This is a genomic window from Ensifer adhaerens (assembly GCF_002940685.1).
Lineage (GTDB): Bacteria > Pseudomonadota > Alphaproteobacteria > Rhizobiales > Rhizobiaceae > Ensifer > Ensifer adhaerens_E.
Genome location: NZ_PNFP01000004.1, coordinates 400,592 through 422,436 on the forward strand (window position 1 = coordinate 400,592; position 21,845 = coordinate 422,436).

The window sequence follows — 21,845 nt, forward strand, 5'->3', positions numbered from 1 at the left end:
TCTGGCTGTGCTTGGCACAAGAACCATAAAAGCCATCGCGGGGAGGAAATCGATGAGAGCTTTGCTCGGCTTCAGCCGACTTATAGACACGATCACGGAATTTATCGGCAAGAGCGTTTCCTGGTTCATCCTGGCGGCCGTGCTCGTCAGCGCCGGCAACGCGATCATCCGCAAGATCTTCAACATGTCGTCGAACGCCTGGCTCGAGGCACAGTGGTACCTGTTCGGCGCCGCCTTCATGTTTGCCGCCGCCTATACGCTCAGCCAGAACGAACATATCCGCATTGACGTGGTCTACGGGCAGTTCTCGCGCCGCGTCCAGCACTGGATCGACCTGCTCGGACACCTGCTGTTCCTGATGCCCTTCGTGCTGCTCGTGCTCTATTACCTCTTCCCCTATGTGAAGATGTCCTACGTCTCGGGCGAAGTCTCGTCGTCGGCGGGCGGCCTGATCATCTGGCCGGCCAAGGCCATTCTGCTCTTCGGCTTCCTGCTGCTCGCCTTCCAGGGCGTGTCGGAAATCATCAAGAAAATCGCGATCATGACCGGAAACATGGAAGACCCGACACCCTATGTGCCGACCCATGCGCCGCTTGACGATGTCGTGTCTCCGGAGACCCGTCCATGATCGAATTCATTGCTGAAAACCTGGCGCCGATCATGTTCGCGTCGCTGATCGTGTTCCTGCTCTTGGGATACCCGGTCGCCTTCTCGCTCGCCGCCAACGGCTTGCTCTTCTTCATCATCGGCGTCGAACTCGCGCCGCTCTCGGACTCGATCAACCTTTCCTGGCCGCTGCTCAACGCCCTGCCTGACCGGTTCTGGGGGGTGATGTCCAACGACACATTGCTCGCCATCCCCTTCTTTACCTTCATGGGGATCGTGCTCGAGAAATCGGGCATGGCGGAAGACCTGCTCGACACGATCGGCCAGCTCTTCGGCCCGGTCCGTGGTGGTCTTGCCTATGCGGTCATCTTCGTCGGCGCGCTGCTTGCAGCCACGACCGGCGTCGTTGCCGCCTCCGTCATCGCCATGGGCCTGATCTCGCTGCCGATCATGCTGCGCTACGGCTATGACCGCAAGGTCGCCTCGGGCGTCATTGCCGCTTCGGGCACGCTTGCCCAGATCATTCCGCCGTCGCTGGTGCTCATCGTTCTTGCCGACCAGCTCGGCCGCTCGGTCGGCGACATGTATGCCGGCGCGCTGATCCCGGGCCTGGTGCTGACCGGCCTCTACATGGGCTACATCCTTTTGATGTCGTTCCTCAAGCGCGACTCCATGCCGGCGCTGCCGCTCGAAGCCCGCACGCTGGGCTCCGGCGTCACGTCGCTGGCAATCGCGCTCGCCGTTGCGGCCGGCATCGCCTATGCCGCCCACGTCTATCTCTACCCGACCCAGGGCGAAAACGCCGATATCCTCGGCGGTACGGTCGGCGTTGCCTTCATCTACGTCGTCGCTCTCATCGACAAGGGCTTCAAGATCAACGCGATGTCCAGGCTTGCCCAGCAGGTCATCATCGTCTTGATCCCGCCGCTCGCGCTGATCTTCCTCGTGCTCGGCACCATCTTCCTCGGCATCGCGACGCCGACCGAAGGCGGCGCCATGGGTGCAGTCGGCGCGTTGATCATGGCGGCCGCCAAGGGCCGCCTCAACATGGACGTCGTGCGCGGGGCACTGACGGCAACGACCAGGCTTTCGGCCTTCGTGCTGTTCATCCTGATCGGCGCCCGCGTCTTCTCGCTCACCTTCTACGGCGTCAACGGCCACATCTGGGTCGAGCATCTGCTGACGGCGATGCCGGGCGGCGAAACCGGCTTCCTCATCACCGTCAACGTGCTCGTCTTCTTCCTGGCGTTCTTCCTCGATTTCTTCGAGCTCGCCTTCATCATCGTGCCGCTGCTCGCGCCGGCTGCCGACAAGCTCGGCATCGACCTCATCTGGTTCGGCGTGCTGCTCGGCATCAACATGCAGACGAGCTTCATGCACCCGCCCTTCGGCTTCGCGCTCTTCTACCTGCGCTCGGTCGCGGCCAAGGTGCCCTATCTCGACAAGATCACCGGCAAGAATATCCAGCCGGTCACGACCGCCCAGATCTACTGGGGTGCCGTGCCCTTCGTCGGCATCCAGATCCTGATGGTGGCGCTGACGATCATGTTCCCGCAGATGGTCATGCACTACAAGGGAACCGGCACGGCCGTCGATCCGAACACGATCAAGATCGAGGTTCCGGGCTTTGGCGCCGGCGGCGGCGGTCTTGGGCTGCCGGACAGCGGCGGCGGCCTCGGCCTGCCCGGTGGCCTGCAGCTTCCCGGCGGCAGCCCGCTCGACCAGAAGCCGGCCGACCAGGGTGGCGCACAGCCGCAGACGGCTCCGTCGAACGACCTCAGCCAGCCGCCGTCGTTTGGCAGCCCGGGTGCTGAGCCGCAGCCGGCGCCATCAAACGACCTCAGCCAGCCACCGTCGTTCAAGTAGGACGGCCGGCAGGGTGGAAACAGAGAGGGCGGCCGAAGGGCCGCCCTTTCTGTTTTGCAAAGATGCTTTTGATGAATGGAGCCTTGCCGAGAAGCGCCATACAGACGGTTCAAGGGGCATGCCAACTGACTGCTCACAAACCCTCGGGGGCGACCTTGTGACCCGGAGGTCGCTCCACACTCCCTCATCCTCGCCCTTGTGGCGGGGATCCAGCGACCCGACGTCCGTCGGGTCAAAAACCCTTTTTCAGCTCAGGGACTTGAGCTGGCTAGATTCCTGTGACGAGCACAGGAATGAGGGGAGATTCTGGGGCGGCGGCAATAACCCAGCCGACCAACGACCCCGCCCGTCTCACTCCAGCCGCTTGGCCGGATTGTCGCGGTACCAGTCGACAATCATCGGCATCGCCTCCTCGAATGGGCCGCCGACATAGACGTTGAGCAAGCCCATGCGCGCGGTGCTCTCGTTGCGGAAATCATGCATCGTGCCGCGGGGGATGACGAACAGCGAGCCCTTCGGCTTCTGGTGCCAGGTGTCGCCGACGAATACGCTCGCCGTGCCCTCGATCACATAGAAGATTTCGTCATTGTCATCATGCTTGTGGGCGCCCGGCCCTTCGTGCTTTGCATCAAGCCACCATTCCGAGACGGAAAAGCGGTTCGAGGTTTCGGCGCCATCGGCTTTGAAGACGGCCTGGATGGCGCCCATGTCGTACCTTCGGCCCTCGTCGGGGCCGAGCACGACCGATTGGCCTTCGCTTGGCATTGCACCTTCTCCTCGAAAATTGAAGGCGACACACTACCACGAAATCGTCGAAAACGTCGTGTCCACCGCACACGCGACCGTTCCTGAAACGAAAAAGCCGCTCGCAACCCGAGTTGCGAGCGGCCCTTGATCATCTGAAACAGGCTGGGCTTAGAGCTTGCCGCCGCGCTGCTGGATCATCATGAAGGTGTCGTAGTTGTATTCGGCAATCTGGGCGTTGAGGTAGTACTCGCCGCGGAAGGCCTTGATCGAGTCCCAGATCTTCTTGAAGGTCGGGTTCGAGTCTTCCATTTCGGCATAGACTTCGTTCGCCTTGTCGAAGCAGGCCGAAAGGATTTCGGCGCTGAACGGGCTGAGCTTGGCACCGGAAGCCACCAGGCGCTTGATCGCCGACGGGTTCAGGTAGTCGTACTTCTGCAGCATGTTCGCGTCGGTCGCCTGGCAGGCGGTGCGCAGCAGCGACTGGTAGTTCTTCGGCAGGCCCTCGAAGGCCGCCTTGTTGAACATGGCGTGGACCGTCGGGCCACCTTCCCACCAGCCGGGATAGTAGTAGTAGGGCGCGACCTTGTAGAAGCCGAGCTTCTCGTCGTCATAGGGACCGACCCACTCGGCGGCGTCGATGGTGCCCTTTTCGAGCGCCGGATAGATGTCGCCGCCGGCGATCTGCTGCGGCACGACGCCGAGCTTCTCGACGACCTTGCCGGCGAAACCGCCGATGCGCATCTTCAGGCCCTGCATGTCGGCAACCGTCTTGATCTCCTTGCGGAACCAGCCGCCCATCTGAACGCCGGTGTTGCCACCGGGGAAGCCGACGAGGCCTTGGGTGCCGAGGAATTCGTTGAAGAGGTCGATGCCGCCGCCATGGTAGTGCCAGGCGTTCATGCCGCGCGCGTTGAGCGCGAAGGGAACGGCAGCGCCCAGCGCCCAGGTGGGGTCCTTGCCCCAGTAATAGTAGGCGACCGTGTGGCAGGCCTCGACCGTACCGGCAGCAGCCGCGTCAGCCGCCTGCAGGCCGGGAACGATTTCGCCAGCGGCGAAGACCTGGATCTGGAAAGCGCCGTCGGTTGCTTCCGAAACGTATTTCGACAGCACTTCGCCGCCGCCATAGATCGTGTCGAGCGACTTCGGGAACGACGATGCCAGACGCCAGTTCACCTTCGGGTTTGCCTGCGCGATGGCCGGCGTTGCAAGTGCTGCAGCACCCGCTGCGGCCAAGCCGCCAAGGCTTGCGTTTTTAATGAATGAACGGCGATCCATGGTTCCTCCCCTAGTTCTCGCCAAAAGGGCGGCCGCGATCAGCGCCACCACCCATTCAATCCACCCTGCCCCTTCCCGGACGACGGTGGCTCCTCCTCGTTAACCTGCCGAAACGGCGCAAATCGGCGCCGCAATCGACGGGCATGATCGCACCTTACAGAAACACCTGATCATGTCCAGAAGGCGCTTTCCGGCACCTATTCGACTTTTGTCTAATGCGCCGGAAAGCATGAAATTTTGCCTAAAATGCAGGCAAATCAATGTTTTCAGCAGAACTTAGAGCTCGGCTGACTTGGCCCAGAGGTTGATGTCGGCCTCGCGCGCATAGAGATCGATCTCTGCCAGTTCGTCGGCCGTGAACGTGTCGTTTTCGAGCGCCTTGACGCAATCGACGATCTGCTCCGAGCGGCTGGCGCCGATCAGCGCCGAGGTGATGCGGCCGTTGCGCAGCACCCAGGCAAGCGCCATCTGGGCCAGCGTCTGGCCGCGCTTCTCGGCAATGCCGTTCAGCTTGCGGATGTTGTCGATGATCTCCGGGCGGATGAAGTCCTTCTTCAGGAAATGGTTCTGCGCCGCGCGGCTGTCTGTCGGGATGCCACCGAGATACTTGGTCGTCAGCATGCCCTGGGCAAGCGGCGAGAACACGATCGAGCCGATGCCGAGGTCTTCGAGCGTGTGGATCAGGCCGTCATCCTCGATCCAGCGGTTGAGCATGGAATAGCTCGGCTGGTGGATCAGGCAGGGCGTGCCGAGGTCCTTCAGGATCGCGGCTGCTTCGCGGGTGCGCTGCGAGTTGTAGGAGGAAATGCCGACATAGAGCGCCCGGCCCGAGCGCACGATATGGTCGAGCGCGCCGCAGGTTTCCTCAAGCGGCGTCTCCGGATCGAAGCGGTGCGAATAGAAGATGTCGACATAGTCGAGACCCATGCGCTTCAGGCTCTGGTCGCAGGAGGCGATCATGTACTTGCGGCTGCCCCACTCGCCGTAGGGGCCGGCCCACATGTCATAACCGGCCTTGGACGAGATGATCAGCTCGTCACGCAGATGCGCAAAGTCCGTGCGCATGATTTCGCCGAAGGCGGTCTCGGCCGAGCCCGGAGGCGGACCATAATTGTTGGCGAGGTCGAAATGGGTGATGCCGAGATCGAAGGCGGTGCGGCACATGTCGACCTTGCGGTCATGCGGGGTGTCGCCGCCGAAATTGTGCCAGAGCCCGAGCGAGATCGCCGGCAGCTTCAGGCCCGAACGGCCGACGCGGTTATACTTCATGGTGTCGTAGCGGTTATCCGCCGGTAGCCAGGTCATCGCAAAATCCTCCGCGATCGGGTGCAGGTGGCGAACCTCTCCGCCACCCTCAAAATGAAACGGTTTCCGCTGCGGCTGGCCGCAACGGAAACCTTTGTTCACAAAGGTCTAAACCTGTCCGCCGCCGCTATGAAGCGGCAGCGACGCGATTTCCCGACATTTCTTCGTCCACCTCGCGCAGCAGCGCCCGCGCTTCCTCGATACCGAGAGCCGCCGGCTGGGTGCAGGTGGTGGAGAGCTCGATGAAGCGCCCCTCCTCGCCGGATTTCAGGATCGACACCATGACGTCGACGCCATGCAGCGCGCGGTCAAGCGAGCAGCGGGCATCGCGGCCTTCGAGGATGGCGAGCGCCATATCAGCAAGGCCGGCGGTGCGGTAGTTCGCCATCGGCCCCTGCGGATGCTCCTGGTTGGCAACACCGAAAGGATGATCCCAAGGCTCCAGCGGCTCGATTTTTTTGTCGCGGCCGCTTGCTTCCACCGTGCCGCCAAAGAAGTTCGGATCGGGCACGTAGAGCGAACCCTCGGTGCCGTAAAGCTCCATGTTGGCGTGGCGATGCGACCAGACATCCCAGCTTGCCGACAGCGTGATCGTCGCGCCGTTCTTGAATTCGAGCAAAGCGTGGATGTTGGTGGGCGTCTTGACCGGGATCTCCTCGCCCTTGCGCGGCTCGCTGGTGATGGTGCGGGTCGGGCTGGCCATGGACGACAGCGCCGCGACGCGCTTCACCGGTCCGATCAGGTTGATCAGGTTGGCGATGTAATAGGGGCCGAGGTCGAGGATCGGTCCGCCGCCGGGCAGGAAAAAGAAGTCCGGGTTCGGATGCCACATCTCCATGCCCGGGCTCATCACGTGGCACGTGCCCGAAGTCACACGGCCGATCTTGCCGGCATCGATGGTGCTGCGGGCAAGCTGGTGTGCGCCGCCGAGGAAGGTGTCAGGCGCGCAGCCGACGGAAAGGCCCTTCGCCTTGGCGATTGCTCGAAGCTCTTCGCCCTGCTCGAGCGAGAGCACCAGCGGCTTTTCCGAATAGACATGCTTGCCGGCTTCGAGGATTGACTTGGAGACCGGATAATGCGCGTCCGGAATGGTCAGGTTGACGACGATGTCGACATCGGGATTGGCGAGCAGCGCCTCGATGCTCTGGGCTTGAACGCCGTATTCGGCCGCCCGCGCCTCGGCCGCCGCCGGGTTGATGTCGGCGCAGGCGACGACCCTGATGCCCTTGAAGAGCGGCGCAAGCTTGAAGTAGGTGGTGGAGATGTTGCCGCATCCGATGATGCCGACGCCAAGTTCCTTGGTCATGGATGAACCTGCTTCTCAATAGGATTGAATGGAGGCGAGCGAACGCTTGGCGAAGCGCTTGAAATCGCTCGGATTGTCGTGCTCGGCAATGAAATAGCGGACCTTGGTGGAGGCGAGTGCCTGGAACAGGCCCTTCCAGTCGACAGTGCCGTCGCCGACATCGGCCCAGCCGTCCTCGTCCTTCTTCTCGCCCGCAGGCGCGATGTCCTTTACGTGCACGGCGGTGATGCGGTCACCGTATTTCTTGATCCAGGCGATGGGATCGGCACCGCCGCGGATGATCCAGGCGATATCGGCTTCCCATGAGAGATCCGGTCCACCCGCAAAGATCAGGTCCTGTGGAATGCTGCCGTCCGGCAGGGCCGCAAACTCGAAATCATGGTTGTGCCAGCCGAAGATCAACCCGGCATCGCGATAGGGCTTGCCGGCCTTCTGCAGCCGCTCGCCGAAGGCACGCCAGCCGGCAGCATCCGTCGGGCGCTGGTCGGGCATCAGGTAGGGGCAATAGATCGCCTTGATGCCGAGCGCCTTGGCGATCTCGAGCACGCGCGCCGGATCGCTCTCCAGCATGTCCAAACCGAAGTGAGCGGTCGGCATGGCAAGGCCGTTCTCTTCGAGACCTTCCTTGAAGCTCGCGATCTCGGCGTCGCTGAGCGCCGCATAGAGCGCACCGTAGCCTTCGACCTGACTGTAGCCGGCCTCACCGAGCGCTTCGAGCACATTGGCGAAAGGCGGGAAGTTGCGGGCGCTATAAAGCTGGAAACTGACGTCCTTCATGAAATCCTCCTCGATTTCGTCCCATCATCTTGGGATTGTTGGGTCTTGGGATTGTCGGGATCTTGGGATCACTTCAGCCACGTGTCGTAGTCCGACACCAAAAGGTGGGTGGGTTCTGCGTCCTCCTCGATCGCCGAGAAGCGACCGACGGGCTCGCGGAAATAGTTGTCGGTGAGATCATCGTTGACGGTCGAAACCTCGCCCATCAACACGTCGGCGCCCTCCGCCCAGAAGGCGTGCCAGTTGCCGGGCAGAAGCGTGACGCTTTCGCCGGCCTTGAGCTTCAAGAGTTCGCCGGCTTTCAGCGTCCGCAGCCGCGCATCGGTGGCAACGAGCACGTCGCTCTCCTCGTCGACCGAGCCGTCCGCCTTGGAATTGTACATCTGCAGCACCAGCGACCCGCCGCCGCGGTTGATGATGTCCTCGGTCTTGACCGCGTGACGGTGCAGCGGGTTGACCTGGTCCTTGGCGGTGATCATCAGCTTCTCGGCATAGACCATGCCCTGCCCGGTCCCAAGGTTCGCGGCATTGCCGTTACGCAGCGTGAAGAGCACTAGCCCGAACTCGTCGAAGCGGCCCTTGCCGTAGTCGGTAATGTCCCAGCCGAGCCGGGCGTCGAAGATCGTCGGGCTGTCGGAAGCGATGCGCGCCTTCAGCTGCTCCGGCGACCAAAAGGCAAAGGGCGGCAGCGTGAAGCCGAAGCTCTTCATGAAGGCGTCGCTCTTGGCGATGATGTCGTTGACGAGGCTGCGTTTCATGGCGGTCAACCTTTTCCCTGGCAGGATTCGAGATCGAAGACGGCAAAGCTTGGGGTCTCGCCCGCAGTGAGCGCCACCTTCGGCGTGAAGCGAACGACCTTCGTCTCGTCAGCAAGGAGGTCGAAGGCATTGTCCGAGTAGCGGCCGGAGACATCCGCCTCGATCATCACGTGCAGCGCCAGCCCGCTCGCCTTGACGGTGATGTCGAACGCACCCTCGCCCGCCGGCGACACGTCGAGCGTCAGACCGGAGGGTTGCAGGTCGAGCGCCTTGTAGGTGCCGTTGACGTGGTGGCCTTCGCCTGACATGCCGTTCGACGCCTCGAACGACCAGAACAGCAGGTTGCCTTCGGGAATGTCGAAAGCGGCAATCGTCACCAGCGTGGCGGCACGATCCGGGCTGCAGGTGCCGGCAGCCGCCGTCAGCGGCGTGCGCCGGCCGTCGAGCGAAACCAGGAAGGTCTGAAGCTCGACGGTCACCGGCTCGGCCGTGTCGTTGACCATCGAGAAGGCGATCTCCTTGCCGTCGGTGGACGGGATCGCCGCAACCGAAACCGGCTGGAAGAAACGGCGGACCATGTAGTGCATCGCCTTCCAGCTGCCGCCATAGTCGAGGCTCGACCACGAGGCGACCGGCCAGGTGTCGTTGAGCTGCCAGTAGAGCGTGCCCATGCAATGGGGCTTCAGCGAGCGCCAGTAGTCGACCGCCGTGCGGATCGCCAGCCCCTGCTGGATCTGGCTCAGGTAGACGAAGGCTGGGAAATCCTTCGGGAAGCGGAAGTAGCGGAACATCGTGCCGGCGATGCGCTCGTTGCCGCCGACATTCTTCTGGTGGCTTTCGATCACGGGCGACGCGATGTTGAGGTCCTTTGCCCCCGCGAACTGCCGGATGACCGGCATCGAGGTGTAGGACTGGAAGCCGAACTCCGAGCAGAAGCGCGGACGTACGGTGCGGTAATTGTCGAAGGACTTGTTCTCGTGCCAGACCGACCAGTAGTGCATGTCGCCGGAACCGTCGGCGTGCCAGGCGTCGCCGAAATCGAGATAGCCGGATGCCGGGCTCGACGGCCACCAGATCGCTTCGGGCAATGCCGCCTTCAGCGCCACCTCGATGGTGCGGTTCAGCCGGTCGTAGGAAACGAGGTAGCGGTCGCGATCCTTGCGCGGCTCGTCGAACCAGGTGAGCGCGCCGACGAGCTCGTTGTCGCCGCACCACACCGCGATCGACGGATGCGACGACAGGCGCTTGGCCTGGTAATCCACTTCGGCCGCGACATTTTCAAGGAAATCCGGCGTCGAGGGGTAAAGATTGCAGGCGAACATGAAGTCCTGCCAGACCAGAAGCCCGAGCCGGTCGCAGAGATCGTAGAACCAGTCCGGCTCGTAGAAGCCGCCGCCCCACACCCGGATCATGTTCATGTTGGCGTCAACCGCCGAGGTCAGGAGGTCCTCGACGCCCTCAGGCGTCACCCGTGAGGCCAGCGCGTCGGCCGGGATCCAGTTGGCGCCCTTGCAGAAGATCTCGCGGCCGTTGACGCGGAAGGCAAAGCGGCTGCCGGCCTCGTCCTTGTCGGTCAGAAGCTCGATGGTGCGGAAACCGATCAGGCGCGTCACCTGCTCCTGCGGCACCTCGACGGTCAGCGTTGACAGGTGCTGCTCGCCGCTGCCGGCCGGCCACCAGCGCTTCGGCTTCGCGACGGAAAAGACATGGGTGATGCGCGTCTCGCCCTTGCCGACGGCGCAGTCGAGGCGCTCGCGGTCATCGTCGAGCGAGAAATGCACCGGCACGATGCCCGGCCCATCGGCAAACAGCGTCAGCGTCACCACCAGATCGACGCTGCCATCCTCCAGCCAGACCTGCTTGGTTGTCACATGCTCGATGCGGGCGATCTCCAGCCGGCAAAGGGCGATCTCGCCGTAAACGCCGAGCGGCGCGATCGCAAGGTTCCAGTCCCAACCGAAGTGGCACTGGGGCTTCCTGAGCATGTTGCCGTTGGCAATCGGTGAATTGCCGGGATGGTAGGGCACGTAGAACGGCTGCTCCGCCTGACGGCGCACGCCCTCCGCGATCGAGGAATGCAGCACGATGCGGATGCGGTTCTCACCGGCGACCAGCGCCTTCGAGACATCAGGGCGATAGCGGCGGAAGCAGTTCTCCGCTTCGAGCACGGCCACGCCGTTGACGAAGACCGAAGCGACCGTATCCAGGCTTTCGAGGTCGAGATACCAATAGCCGGCGAGATCGCCTGCGGTGACCGACACGGTGCGCTCGATCACCCAGTCCTTGTGCGCCACCCACTGCACGTCGTTCTCGTTGCGGCCGACATAGGGATCGTCGATCACGCCAGCTTTGAGCAGTGCCGTGTGCACGTCGCCCGGCAGCGCGATCGTCAGCGTATGGCTGTTGTCAACGGAGTTGAGCTGCCAGTCCCCTGCGAGGTCGAGGCGGATGGCGGTTCGGGTATAGTCCTCAGAGAGCATCATCGTATTCCATCGGTCGACCGGCGACGCCGGCACAATCATTGCTGGGAGATGCCGGGCAGAACGCCCTGCCCGACATCTCCTATTCCTTTACGTCCGCACGTGTCTTTTTCGCGAAACCGCTTCACATTTTTGCGCGACATGTGCCTAGAGCCGGTTCTCGCTTGTCGCATCGAAGATCGAGGCGACGGCCATGTCGAAGGAGAGCGTGACGGCCGTACCCGGCGCATAGCGGCGCTGGCCGGCGATGCGCACCGACATCGACTGGCCTGCGAGCTTCAGCCACAACAGGTTGTCGGCGCCCATCGGCTCCTCGATATCGACCGTCGCGCGATGCGAGGCCTGAGCACCGCTTGCCGTCTCGTCGACGCGCACATGCTCGGGCCGCAAGCCTAGCACGACCTTCTGCCCGTTGACGAAAGGGGCGCGCGACGGATAGGCCGACACGTCGAAATCGACGCCGTTGACGTGGACATAGGCGCGCTGGTCGCGAAGCTGCAGCTCGCCGCGGAAGAAGTTCATCGACGGCGAACCGATGAAACCGGCGACGAACAGGTTTTCCGGCGCGTTGTAGATCGTCATCGGATCGGCCAGCTGCTGGATCACACCGCTCTTCATGACCGCGATGCGGTCGGCGAGCGTCAGCGCCTCGATCTGGTCGTGGGTGACATAGATCATCGTGTTCTTCAGCGACTGGTGCAGCCGCTTGATCTCGACGCGCAACTCCGAGCGCAGCTTGGCGTCGAGATTGGAGAGCGGCTCGTCGAACAGGAACACATCGACATCGCGCACCAGCGCCCGGCCGATCGCCACGCGCTGGCGCTGGCCGCCGGAGAGTTCCGAGGGCTTGCGCTTCAAGAGCGGCTGGATCTGCAGGATCTCGGCCGCACGGCTGACGCGCTTGTCGATCTCCTCCTTCGGCACTTTCGCCACCTGCAGGCCGAAGGAGAGGTTCTTCTCCACCGACATCTGCGGGTAGAGCGCGTAGGACTGGAACACCATGCCGATGCCGCGGTCCTTGGGTTCCTCCCAGGTGACGTTCTTGTTCTTGATGAAGATCTGCCCGTCGCTGACATCGAGCAGCCCGGCGATGCAGTTGAGCAGGGTCGACTTGCCGCACCCGGACGAGCCGAGCAACACCAGGAACTCGCCGTCCTTGATGTCGAGGTTGAGCGTGTCGAGCACAGTGACGGCGCCGAAGCTCAACGACAGGTCTTTTACCGATACGCTGACGTTTTGCATGTCCTTACCCTTTCACTGCGCCGGCGGCGATGCCGCGGACAAAAAGCCGTCCGGAGACGAAGTAGACGAAGAGCGGCACGGCGCCCGTGAGGATCGTCGCCGCCATGTTGACGTTGTATTCCTTCACGCCCTGGACCGAGTTGACGATGTTGTTGAGCTGAACCGTCATCGGGTAGTATTCCGGCCGGGTGAACACGACGCCGAACAGGAAGTCGTTCCAGATGCCGGTGACCTGCAGGATCATCGCCACCACGAAGATCGGCAGCGACATCGGCAGCATGATCTTGAAGTAGATCGTCCAGAAGCCGGCGCCATCGACGCGCGCCGCCTTGAACAGTTCCTCCGGCAGGCCGGCGAAATAGTTGCGGAAGAGCAGCGTCAGGATCGGCATGCCGAAGATGGTGTGCACGATGATGAGGCCGGTCAGCGTGCCGTAGATGCCCATTTCGCGCAGCACGATGACGATCGGATAGATCATAACCTGATAGGGAATGAAGGCGCCGACGATCAGGATGGTGAAGAACAGCTCCGCACCCTTGAAGCGCCAGTTGGCCAGCGCATAGCCGTTGACCGAGGCGATCGCGATCGAGACGAGCGTCGAGGGAACGGTGATGCGCACCGAGTTCCAGAAGCCGCGCGAAAGCCCGTCGCAGTTGAGCCCGGTGCAGGCGCTCGCCCAGGCCTTGACCCAGGGCTCGAAGGTGATTTCGACAGGCGGCGCGAAGATGTTGCCGAGCCGGATCTCCGGCATGCCCTTGAGCGAGGTCATGACCATCACGTAGAGCGGCAGCAGGTAGTAGAGCGCCACGACAACAAGCGTGCCGTAGATCATGATGTTCCGGCCCGACAGTGCCCGGCGCGGCTTGGCGCCGCGGGGACCAGCCAGAACCCGTTGGGCTTGCGCCTTGGGTGCGGCTTCTTCCGCCACAGAGTTGAAAGCAACGATATCAGACACGCTTGCGCCCTCCCCCGAATTCCAGATAGGCCCAAGGCACGATGATGATGGCGACGGTGATGAGCATCATCGTCGAGGCGGCGAAGCCCTGGCCGAGGTTCTGCGCCTGGAACATGTAGTCGTAGACGTATTTGGCAGGCACTTCCGAGGCGATGCCCGGGCCCCCGCTCGTCTGCGCCACCACGAGGTCGTAGACCTTGACGATGCCGCTTGCGATGATCACCAGCGTGGTGATGAAGACGCCGCGCATCATCGGGATGATGACGAAGATGTAGGTCTTCCACATCGGGATGCCGTCGACGCGCGCGGCCTTCCAGATATCCTCGTCGATGCCGCGAAGCCCCGCGAGCATCAGGCACATCACGAGCCCGGTACCCTGCCAGAGGGCGGCGATCAGGATGCCGTAGATGACGATGTCGGCGTTGTAGAGCGGGTCGAAGGTGAAGGTTTCCCAACCGAGCGAGCGCACCACCGACTGGATGCCGAATTCCGGATTGAGCAGCCATTGCCACACCAGCCCCGTCACGATGAAGGACAGGGCGAAGGGGTAGAGCATGATGGTGCGGAAGGTGTTTTCAAAGCGGATCTTCTGGTCCATCAGCGCCGCCAGCACGAAGCCGATGACGAGGCTGAAGATCAGCGAGAAGATGCCGTAGATGGCAAGGTTCTGCACCGAGACCAGCCAGCGCGGCGCGTCCCACAGGCGTTCGTATTGATCGAAGCCGACGAAGGTGAGCCGCGGCAACAGCTTGGAATTGGTGAAGGAATAGACGACCGTCCAGATCGTGCCGCCGAGGAAGATCACCACGGCCGTCAGGATCATCGGGACGGAGGCAATCTTCGCGTTCAGGTTCCGCAGCCACTGGTTCGGTCGACCCGAACTCTGTGTGTGACCCGCCATGTTTCGTTCCTCCGGAACTGCATTGGGTTTCGGACGATGGGCAGCGCGGCGCGTTCAGGCGCAGCGTCCTGCCGCATCAGGGCGACAACCACTCCCAAGCAGTCCGTGAACACGTCACACGCAGACTGCCGGCACGGACGCGCCATGCCCTGTGGGAGGCCTGACCGACCTCGCCCAAGCGAGGCCGGCCAAGGCAGTTGCGGTTACTCCGCGTTCGCGATGATGTCGGCGAAGCGCTTCTGCGCGTCTTCCGGCGTGATCGACGGGTTGGCGAAGAATTCGGAGAACAGGTCCTCCTTCTGCTTCTGGCTGTCGGCCGAAAGCAGCTGGTCGGTGCCCTGGATCACGTTGCCCTTGGCAAGGATATCAAGGCCCTTCTTCATGCAGTCGTTGGCAGCCGCCAGATCGACGTCGCCACGCACCGGCAGCGAGCCCTTCTTGAGGTTGAAGGCGACCTGCGTCTTCGGATCGAGCAGCGTCGAAGCGAGCGCTTCCTGCGCCTTCGACTTTTCCTCGTCCTTCAACAGCGGGAAGTAGAAGGCGTCGCCGCCGGTCGAGATGATCTCGTTGACGCCGAGACCCGGTAGGCAGGTGTAGTCCGTTCCGGCCTTCTGGCCGGCAAGCGCGAACTCGCCTTGAGCCCAGTCACCCATGATCTGGCCGCCGGCCTTGCCGGTGATGACCATGTTGGTCGCCTGGTTCCAGTCCTGGACATTGGTGCCCTTGGACATGCGGCGGGCATCGTCGGCGGCCTTGAAGACCTTGGCGATCTCAGGGCCAGCCGCCACGTCCTCGTCCTTGTCGCCGAACACCTTCTGGAAGGTATCCTTGCCGGCGATCGCCACCATCAGCACGTCGAACGCGCCGGCGGCCTGCCACGGCTGGCCACCAACGGCGAGCGGCACGATGCCGGCCTTTTCGAGCGCAGGCGCTGCGGCGACGAATTCATCCCAGTTCTTCGGCACGTCGACGCCGGCCGTCTTGAAGGCCGCGTTCGACAGCCACAGCCACTGCCAGGAGTGGATGTTGACCGGCGCGCAATAGATCTTGCCGTCGATGGTGCAGGAATCGAGCAGGCTCGCCGGCTTGACGATGTCCTTCCACTTCTCGCGGGTCGCGACATCGGTCAGGTCGCGCATCAGGCCGGCCTGCACCAGTTCCTCGGCCTGACGGCCGTGGTTGAACTGCGTGGCGCCCATCGGGTCGCCGCCGGTGATGCGGCTGATCATGATCGGCCGTGCCGTGCCGCCAGAACCGGCGATCGCACCATCGACCCAGTGGTTACCCGTGGCGTCGAAGGCCTTGGCGAGTTCCGCAACCGCGGCAGCTTCGCCACCCGACGTCCACCAATGGGTCACTTCAAGATCGGCGGCGCTGGCCGCACCAAGCGGCAGGGCCACGGCGGTCGCGAGCATCGCTGCGAAAGAACGTAATTTCATGAGTCTCCTCCCTCACTGTAACGTTACCGTAAAAAACTTAGTGCAATCGATTACAGGACGCAACACCCACCACAATCGATTTAAACAGAATCTTAAAAAACACCCATTGCGTGCAGATGACAGCGGCCATTCAAAGCGCTTGGCATCCGGCGTGGATCAATTCGCTACGCGCAGGAATTTCTTTTATAAGACTGATATTTAAGGTGTTTTTTCAGAAGTCACGCGCCCGGACGGAGGTCGGCATTTCGCAAGCGCAAAAAACTTGCGCCCGGCGGCACGATTCAACCAGACGGCCCCATCTTTCGCACCGCAGCAACGAAATTGCTCGACATCGCGACTGTATCGTTACAGATTTGAAGCAATTTGATCCGTCCAAAGCAGCATAGCCGCCCTCGACTTTTCGTATATAAGGCGAAGAAGGGACAGGCGACGGCGCGATGGACAGGGCCGAACCGACGTGTTTGCGGCCAGCCGGGCAAGGTTGGCTGCGCGCGAGCAGAGAATGGGCGGGTAACGGCAATGGACAACAAGACGAAGAACAGGCCGCAGACACTGCCGGATGGAGCCAGGCCGACGCTGAAGACGATCGCCTTCATGACCGGGCTCGGCATCACCACGGTTTCACGGGCGCTGAAGGACGCGCCCGATATCGGCGCGGAGACAAAGGAACGCGTGCGCCTCGTCGCCAAGCAGATCGGCTACCAGCCGAACCGTGCCGGCGTGCGCCTGCGCACCGGCAAGACCAATGTCATCAGTCTCGTCCTGACGCTCGAAGAGGAGATCATGGGCATCACCAGCCCGATGGTCGTCGGCATTACCGAGATCCTCGCCGGGACGCCCTATCATCTGGTCGTCACCCCCTATAGCGCCGTCAAGGACGCGCTGGCGCCGATCCGCTACATTCTTGATACGGGTGCCGCCGACGGCGTCATCATCTCGCGCACCGAGCCGCACGATCCGCGCGTCGCACTTCTGACCGAACGCGGCCTGCCCTTCGTCACCCACGGCCGGACCGAAATGGGCATCGTCCACCCCTATCACGACTTCGACAACGAGCGCTTCGCCTATGAGGCAGTGCGCAAGCTGGTGGCACGCGGCAGGCGCAAGCTGGTGCTGCTCGAACCGCCGCCGCACCTCACCTTCTATTCGCACATGCGCGCCGGCTTCGAGCGGGGCCTGCGCGACTTCCAGGCAGATGCGGTCAGCTTCCACCAGACCAACATCGACCATTCTCTGGTCGAGATCCGCGACGCCTTCGAAGTGCTGATGCGCTCGGAAGATGCGCCGGACGGCATCGTTTCGGGCAGCGGCTCCGGCGCGATCGCGCTGATCGCCGGCCTGGAGATGGCCAAGAAGAAGCTCACCGAAGACTGCGACATGGTTTCGAAGTCCCCGAGCGACTTCCTGCGCTGGCTGCGCCCGGAAGTGATGACCATGTACGAGGACATCCGCATTGCCGGGCGTGAACTCGCCAAGGCCGTGATCGGCCATATCGACGGGGAGCCGCCGGAAACGCTGCAGAGCCTCAGCCAGCCGGAGTTCCAGCCGCCGATCACGCGCGGTTTGCGCGCCTGAGTTTGACGCGTGCGCATCAATGTAATTGGGCTTGGAGAAAACATCTCCGCCCTCATCCCTGTGCTCACAGGGATCCAGCAGCGCCGCATCCGCGGCGCCGAAGTGTCTTTTCAGCCCAATGACTTGGGCTGGCTTGCTCCTGTGACAAGCACAGGAATGAGGACCTTGTAGGTGGCCTACCCCCATTGCCTTGGCCATCCGAAAGCTTGTCGGCGGCGGGTGAAACGACACGGAAACAGCCTGAAGTCTTGCTTGTGACGCAGAAACCTGCGACAGGCCGGGGCAACAATTGGGCGCGAGCGCGCCCCGCTCCTCCCTTCAGGCTACCGCAGACATGATCCGTATCGAAAACATCAGCAAGCAGCTCAGCCACCGCATCCTCTTCATCGAAGCCTCCGCCGCCCTCAACCGCGGCGAAAAGGTCGGCCTCGTCGGCCCGAACGGCGCCGGCAAGTCCTCGCTCTTCCGCATGATCACCGGCGAGGAAATCCCCGACGAAGGCCAGGTCGCCGTCGATAAGGGCGTCACCATCGGCTACTTCAACCAGGACGTCGGAGAGATGTCCGGCAACAGCGCGGTTTCGGAGGTCATGAACGGCGCCGGACCGGTCAGCGAAGTCGCCGCCGAGCTGCGCGAACTCGAAGCCGCCATGGTCGATCCGGATCGCCTTGACGAGATGGACGCGATCATCGAGCGCTACGGCGAAGTGCAGGCGCGCTATGAAGAGCTTGACGGTTACGCGCTCGAGGGCCGCGCCCGCGAAGTGCTGGCGGGCCTGAGCTTTTCTCAGGAAATGATGGACGGTGACGTCGGCAAGCTGTCGGGCGGCTGGAAGATGCGCGTGGCGCTTGCCCGCATTCTGCTCATGCGCCCGGACGTGATGCTGCTCGACGAGCCGAGCAACCATCTCGATCTCGAAAGCCTGATCTGGCTCGAAGACTTCCTCAAGAACTACGACGGCGCGCTGATGATGACCTCGCACGACCGCGAGTTCATGAACCGCATCATCACCAAGATCATCGAGATCGACGGCGGTCAGCTCAATGCCTACTCCGGCGACTATGGCTTTTACGAGCAGCAGCGCGCCCAGAACGAGAAGCAGCAGCAGGCGCAGTTCGAGCGCCAGCAAGCGATGCTCGCCAAGGAAATCAAGTTCATCGAGCGCTTCAAGGCGCGCGCCTCCCACGCCGCCCAGGTGCAGAGCCGCGTGAAGAAGCTCGACAAGATCGACCGGGTCGAGCCGCCGAAGCGCCGCCAGTCGGTCGCCTTCGAATTCCGCCCGGCCCCGCGCTCCGGCGAAGACGTCATCAACATCAAGGGCGTGCACAAGAAGTACGGCAGCCGCAGCATCTACGAGGGCCTGGACTTCATGGTGCGCCGCCGCGAGCGCTGGTGCATCATGGGCATCAACGGCGCCGGCAAGTCGACACTGTTGAAGCTCGTCGCCGGCTCCACCGAGCCGGACGAGGGCAATGTCACGCTGGGCGCCAGCGTCAAGTTGGGCTACTTCGCCCAGCACGCGATGGACGTGCTCGACGGCGACCGCACGGTGCTGCAGCAGCTCGAAGACACCTTTCCGCAGGCAGGCCAGGCACCGCTGCGTGCGCTTGCCGGCTGCTTCGGCTTTTCCGGTGACGATGTCGAGAAGAAGTGCCGCGTGCTCTCCGGCGGCGAGAAGGCGCGCCTGGTCATGGCGATCATGCTCTTCGACCCGCCGAACCTGCTCGTACTCGACGAGCCGACCAACCACCTCGACCTCGACACCAAGGAAATGCTGATCAAGGCGCTGGCGGAATACGAAGGCACGATGCTCTTCGTTTCGCACGATCGCCACTTCCTTGCCGCCCTTTCCAACCGCGTGCTGGAACTGACGCCCGAGGGCATCCATCAGTATGGCGGCGGCTATACGGAATATGTCGCCCGCACCGGCCAGGAAGCACCGGGGCTGAGAAGCTGAGGCGAAGCCGACCTTGAGCAACGAGAGTTGGGCGCTGCGCGCCAACGCCCAACCTTTCGCGACACCCGCCCGCGCTCGGCGGAGATCGGACCAACAAGCAGACCTTGCCTCTCGACAAGGCTCGGCTCTAAATCGGCTCTAATACAACTAGGTTCTTGTCAGGCGCTGCCTTGGCAGCCCTGTTGATCCTACCGGATCGCTGCTCGAAATCGATGGGACTTTGGTCCGACTCGCGCTGCCAAAGGTCTGAGTGTCATTGCCGCGCCATGCCCCGGACGCATATTGCACCGGTTGGGGCGCCATCGCAGCAACTGCTGCCAATCACTCCGAACAGGTGATATCAGGCATGACATCGAGAATTGCATGGAAGAACCGGCTGACTGAGCGCGCCTGGGGCTTCCTGGCCAATCCCTTCACCATCGGCCTCTATCTTGCGTTGGCGATGCTCTGCGCTTTCGCCGGCAGCGCGACGACCGGCATTCCGGCCTATCTGCTCATGGCCATCGGCTTTCTGCTGGTGATCATTGTCGATCCGCCGAAGAGGCTCGGCAAGCTGCGCGAACGCCACCGCCGCACGTCAACGGCAAACACGGCTACGCCGTTCGTGCGGCGAACGGATGAGCGCGAAACAATGCGGGGGTCGCAGAACCCCGGTGAGCGCAGCCGAACTCGGGACGGCCACCGCGCTACTCGGCGCTAGCGCCGCCTGCCAGGGGCCTGTGAGCTGGCTGGCGGCAAATGGCATACTAGTCTCCCAGCCGGGAACAATGGGCCTCTTCGGCAGTTTCCCGTCTGACACACATTCAAAGGAATGGACGCATGACGTCCACGGTGCACGAAGGCCATCCGACGCGGATGGCGAAGAAAGCGCGTGGGCACGATGAAGACCAAACATTACGTTCTTCAGATCTTTCGCGCCGCCTTCACCGACAGGCTGGTGTTGATCATCATTGTGCTGATGATTGCCTCGCTTTTCGCCGTCCTGCCGATCAAGTCCTGCTCCAATCCCGGTGCATCAGGCGGTGGGGGAACCGCGGAACGATCGGCGCCCGTCCCGATGACCGGCTAGCAACCAGTCCAGGCATCACGATGCCCAAACGAAGACGGGGCGACCCTAAGGCCGCCCCGTTTCACTTGTTTATCTGAACGCTCAGGCGTTGAGGCCGCTGCCCCATGGGCCGTGGTGGCTGTCGGCACCGTCGACACGGTCGAAGCCGTGCGCACCGAAGAAGTCGCGCTGCGCCTGGATGACGTTGGCCGTGCCGCGGCCGCGGCGGTAGCTGTCGAAATAGCCGAGTGCCGAGGCAAGGGCCGGAACCGGCAGGCCGCCGAGAACGGCCGCTGAGACGACGCGGCGCAAGGCCCCGTCGGTTTCCTTGACCATGGCCGCGAAGGCAGGCGTCACGATCAGGTTGGCAGCGTCGGGCGCCTTGGTGAAGGCGGTGGTGATTTCATCCAGGAACTGCGAGCGGATGATGCAGCCGGCGCGCCAGATCTTGGCAATCGTCGGCATCGGCAGGTTCCAGTTGAACTCCTTGGAGGCTGCCGACATCACGGCGAAGCCTTGCGCATAGGCGCCGATCTTGGCGGCGAGCAGCGCGCTTTCGAGATCCTTGATGAAGGCTGCCTTGTCGGCCACCTTGAACTCGCCGACTGCGGGCAGCCCGAGGATCTTTTCGGCCGCTTCGCGCTCGTCCTTCATCGAAGAGATGCTGCGGGCTGCAACCGCCGCCTCGATGCCGGTTGCCGGCACGCCCATGTTCTGCGCCTCGATCACCGACCACTTGCCGGTGCCCTTCTGGCCGGCCTTGTCGAGGATCAGGTCGACGATCGGCTTGCCGGTCAGGGGATCGGCAGCCTTCAGCACCTTCTCGGTGATCTCGATCAGGTAGGAGTTGAGGCGGCCCCTGTTCCAGGTACCGAAGACTTCGCCGATCTCGCTCGCCGACATCTTCAGCCCGTCGCGCAGGATGCCGTAGATTTCGGCGATCATCTGCATGTCGGCATATTCGATGCCGTTGTGGATGGTCTTGACGAAGTGGCCGGCGCCGTTTTCGCCAAGCCAGGCAACACAAGGCACGTTGTCGTATTTGGCGGCGATCGAGGTCAGCACGGTCTCGACGCGCTTCCAGGACTCTTCCTTGCCGCCAACCATGATCGACGGGCCGTGACGCGCGCCCTCTTCGCCACCGGAAACGCCCATGCCGATGAAGGTGAGGCCACTATCCTTCAGCGCCTCGAAGCGGCGCATCGTGTCGCGGAAGTTGGCGTTGCCGGCATCGATCATGATGTCGCCCTTGGCCAGATACGGCTTCAGGATCTCCATCTGCTGGTCGACCGGCTCGCCGGCCTTGATCATGATGATGATCGGACGCGGCGGGCGGATGGCAGCGACGAACTCTTCAATCGTGTCGCAGGGCACGATCTGCCCCTGAAGTTCGCCGGCTTCCGCGTAAAACTTGTGCGTCGCTTCGACGGTGCGGTTGAAGACCGCGATCTTGTTGCCTTTTTCAGCGATGTTGAGCGCCAGGTTCGAGCCCATGACGCCGAGACCGATTAGGCCGATTTCCGCCTGTGACACGTGATTGCCTCCATTGGACAGAAGTGCCGGGCGCGATCGGGATAAACGCGTCTGTACCGGCCCTTCGAATTGAAC

18 protein-coding genes are annotated in these 21,845 nt (G+C 62.7%); 6 read left to right on the forward strand and 12 right to left on the reverse strand.

The window, feature by feature from the left end; all coding sequences use genetic code 11:
• The first annotated feature begins 52 nt into the window (after nt 1-52).
• Nucleotides 53-628 (forward strand): TRAP transporter small permease subunit, encoded by a 576-nt coding sequence (locus C1A35_RS10490; protein WP_104664258.1) that lies wholly within the window; start codon nt 53-55, stop codon nt 626-628.
• Entirely contained in the window at nt 625-2,472 is a 1,848-nt protein-coding gene (locus C1A35_RS10495; RefSeq protein ID WP_104664259.1) for a TRAP transporter large permease, read from the forward strand. The genes C1A35_RS10490 and C1A35_RS10495 overlap by 4 nt, the downstream gene beginning before the upstream one ends.
• Nucleotides 2,473-2,823: 351 nt before the next feature.
• Here the strand turns inward: C1A35_RS10495 and C1A35_RS10500 are convergent, their stop codons facing one another.
• The 11 genes from C1A35_RS10500 to C1A35_RS10550 all read right to left on the reverse strand — a co-directional run bounded on the left by C1A35_RS10500 (nt 2,824) and on the right by C1A35_RS10550 (nt 15,657).
• Nucleotides 2,824-3,237 (reverse strand): cupin domain-containing protein, encoded by a 414-nt coding sequence (locus C1A35_RS10500; protein ID WP_104664260.1) that lies wholly within the window; start codon nt 3,235-3,237, stop codon nt 2,824-2,826.
• A gap of 150 nt (nt 3,238-3,387) precedes the next feature.
• A complete protein-coding gene (locus C1A35_RS10505) occupies nt 3,388-4,494 on the reverse strand; it encodes a TRAP transporter substrate-binding protein (protein ID WP_104664261.1) in 1,107 nt (368 codons plus the stop codon).
• A 276-nt stretch (nt 4,495-4,770) separates the two neighbouring features.
• Complete coding sequence (mgrA, locus tag C1A35_RS10510; protein ID WP_104664262.1) at nt 4,771-5,799, reverse strand: L-glyceraldehyde 3-phosphate reductase; 1,029 nt, start codon at nt 5,797-5,799, stop codon at nt 4,771-4,773.
• Nucleotides 5,800-5,926: 127 nt separating this feature from the next.
• A complete protein-coding gene (locus C1A35_RS10515; protein ID WP_104664263.1) occupies nt 5,927-7,105 on the reverse strand; it encodes a Gfo/Idh/MocA family protein in 1,179 nt (392 codons plus the stop codon).
• 15 nt (nt 7,106-7,120) lie between these two features.
• The gene (locus C1A35_RS10520) at nt 7,121-7,882 is read right to left on the reverse strand and encodes a sugar phosphate isomerase/epimerase family protein (protein WP_104664264.1); all 762 of its coding nucleotides are present in this window, start codon (nt 7,880-7,882) and stop codon (nt 7,121-7,123) included.
• A 68-nt stretch (nt 7,883-7,950) separates the two neighbouring features.
• Entirely contained in the window at nt 7,951-8,640 is a 690-nt protein-coding gene (locus C1A35_RS10525; RefSeq protein WP_104664265.1) for a D-lyxose/D-mannose family sugar isomerase, read from the reverse strand.
• Between the two features lie 5 nt (nt 8,641-8,645).
• Nucleotides 8,646-11,120, reverse strand: a complete 2,475-nt coding sequence (locus tag C1A35_RS10530) for a beta-mannosidase (protein WP_104664379.1) — start codon at nt 11,118-11,120, stop codon at nt 8,646-8,648.
• A 147-nt stretch (nt 11,121-11,267) separates the two neighbouring features.
• Nucleotides 11,268-12,362, reverse strand: coding sequence for an ABC transporter ATP-binding protein (locus C1A35_RS10535; RefSeq protein ID WP_104664266.1), 1,095 nt, complete (start codon nt 12,360-12,362; stop codon nt 11,268-11,270).
• Between the two features lie 4 nt (nt 12,363-12,366).
• Nucleotides 12,367-13,317: a carbohydrate ABC transporter permease gene (locus C1A35_RS10540; RefSeq protein WP_199772902.1), complete on the reverse strand. Its 951-nt coding sequence runs from the start codon at nt 13,315-13,317 to the stop codon at nt 12,367-12,369.
• The gene (locus C1A35_RS10545) at nt 13,310-14,218 is read right to left on the reverse strand and encodes a carbohydrate ABC transporter permease (RefSeq protein ID WP_104664267.1); all 909 of its coding nucleotides are present in this window, start codon (nt 14,216-14,218) and stop codon (nt 13,310-13,312) included. Before C1A35_RS10545 ends, C1A35_RS10540 begins: the two co-directional genes overlap by 8 nt.
• 203 nt (nt 14,219-14,421) lie before the next feature.
• Nucleotides 14,422-15,657, reverse strand: a complete 1,236-nt coding sequence (locus C1A35_RS10550) for an ABC transporter substrate-binding protein (RefSeq protein WP_104664268.1) — start codon at nt 15,655-15,657, stop codon at nt 14,422-14,424.
• Between the two features lie 519 nt (nt 15,658-16,176).
• On the opposite strand from C1A35_RS10550, the gene C1A35_RS10560 reads away from it, so the two are divergent.
• The 4 genes from C1A35_RS10560 (at nt 16,177) to C1A35_RS10575 (ending at nt 20,258) form a co-directional block, all read left to right on the forward strand.
• The gene (locus tag C1A35_RS10560; RefSeq protein WP_104664270.1) at nt 16,177-17,232 is read left to right on the forward strand and encodes a LacI family transcriptional regulator; all 1,056 of its coding nucleotides are present in this window, start codon (nt 16,177-16,179) and stop codon (nt 17,230-17,232) included.
• A gap of 334 nt (nt 17,233-17,566) precedes the next feature.
• Entirely contained in the window at nt 17,567-19,189 is a 1,623-nt protein-coding gene (locus C1A35_RS10565) for an ABC-F family ATP-binding cassette domain-containing protein (protein ID WP_104664271.1), read from the forward strand.
• A 346-nt stretch (nt 19,190-19,535) separates the two neighbouring features.
• Nucleotides 19,536-19,889 carry a hypothetical protein gene (locus C1A35_RS10570; RefSeq protein ID WP_104664272.1) on the forward strand — a complete coding sequence of 118 codons (354 nt, stop codon included), beginning with the start codon at nt 19,536-19,538 and terminating at the stop codon, nt 19,887-19,889.
• A 180-nt stretch (nt 19,890-20,069) separates the two neighbouring features.
• Nucleotides 20,070-20,258: a hypothetical protein gene (locus C1A35_RS10575; RefSeq protein ID WP_158665042.1), complete on the forward strand. Its 189-nt coding sequence runs from the start codon at nt 20,070-20,072 to the stop codon at nt 20,256-20,258.
• An 81-nt stretch (nt 20,259-20,339) separates the two neighbouring features.
• Here C1A35_RS10575 and gndA read toward each other — a convergent pair whose 3' ends face one another.
• Nucleotides 20,340-21,770, reverse strand: coding sequence for an NADP-dependent phosphogluconate dehydrogenase (gene gndA / locus C1A35_RS10580; protein ID WP_104664274.1), 1,431 nt, complete (start codon nt 21,768-21,770; stop codon nt 20,340-20,342).
• Between the last annotated feature and the right edge of the window lie 75 nt (nt 21,771-21,845).

Coding starts and splice junctions, on each gene's coding strand:
- C1A35_RS10565 (WP_104664271.1), top strand. CDS start 17,567: ATGATCCGTATCGAAAACATCAGCAAGCAGCTCAGCCACCGCATCCTC.
- C1A35_RS10500 (WP_104664260.1), bottom strand. CDS start 3,237: ATGCCAAGCGAAGGCCAATCGGTCGTGCTCGGCCCCGACGAGGGCCGA.
- C1A35_RS10495 (WP_104664259.1), top strand. CDS start 625: ATGATCGAATTCATTGCTGAAAACCTGGCGCCGATCATGTTCGCGTCG.
- C1A35_RS10560 (WP_104664270.1), top strand. CDS start 16,177: ATGGACAACAAGACGAAGAACAGGCCGCAGACACTGCCGGATGGAGCC.
- mgrA (WP_104664262.1), bottom strand. CDS start 5,799: ATGACCTGGCTACCGGCGGATAACCGCTACGACACCATGAAGTATAAC.
- C1A35_RS10535 (WP_104664266.1), bottom strand. CDS start 12,362: ATGCAAAACGTCAGCGTATCGGTAAAAGACCTGTCGTTGAGCTTCGGC.
- C1A35_RS10550 (WP_104664268.1), bottom strand. CDS start 15,657: ATGAAATTACGTTCTTTCGCAGCGATGCTCGCGACCGCCGTGGCCCTG.
- C1A35_RS10570 (WP_104664272.1), top strand. CDS start 19,536: ATGACATCGAGAATTGCATGGAAGAACCGGCTGACTGAGCGCGCCTGG.
- C1A35_RS10490 (WP_104664258.1), top strand. CDS start 53: ATGAGAGCTTTGCTCGGCTTCAGCCGACTTATAGACACGATCACGGAA.
- C1A35_RS10545 (WP_104664267.1), bottom strand. CDS start 14,218: ATGGCGGGTCACACACAGAGTTCGGGTCGACCGAACCAGTGGCTGCGG.
- C1A35_RS10520 (WP_104664264.1), bottom strand. CDS start 7,882: ATGAAGGACGTCAGTTTCCAGCTTTATAGCGCCCGCAACTTCCCGCCT.
- C1A35_RS10525 (WP_104664265.1), bottom strand. CDS start 8,640: ATGAAACGCAGCCTCGTCAACGACATCATCGCCAAGAGCGACGCCTTC.
- C1A35_RS10505 (WP_104664261.1), bottom strand. CDS start 4,494: ATGGATCGCCGTTCATTCATTAAAAACGCAAGCCTTGGCGGCTTGGCC.
- C1A35_RS10575 (WP_158665042.1), top strand. CDS start 20,070: ATGAAGACCAAACATTACGTTCTTCAGATCTTTCGCGCCGCCTTCACC.
- C1A35_RS10530 (WP_104664379.1), bottom strand. CDS start 11,120: ATGCTCTCTGAGGACTATACCCGAACCGCCATCCGCCTCGACCTCGCA.
- C1A35_RS10515 (WP_104664263.1), bottom strand. CDS start 7,105: ATGACCAAGGAACTTGGCGTCGGCATCATCGGATGCGGCAACATCTCC.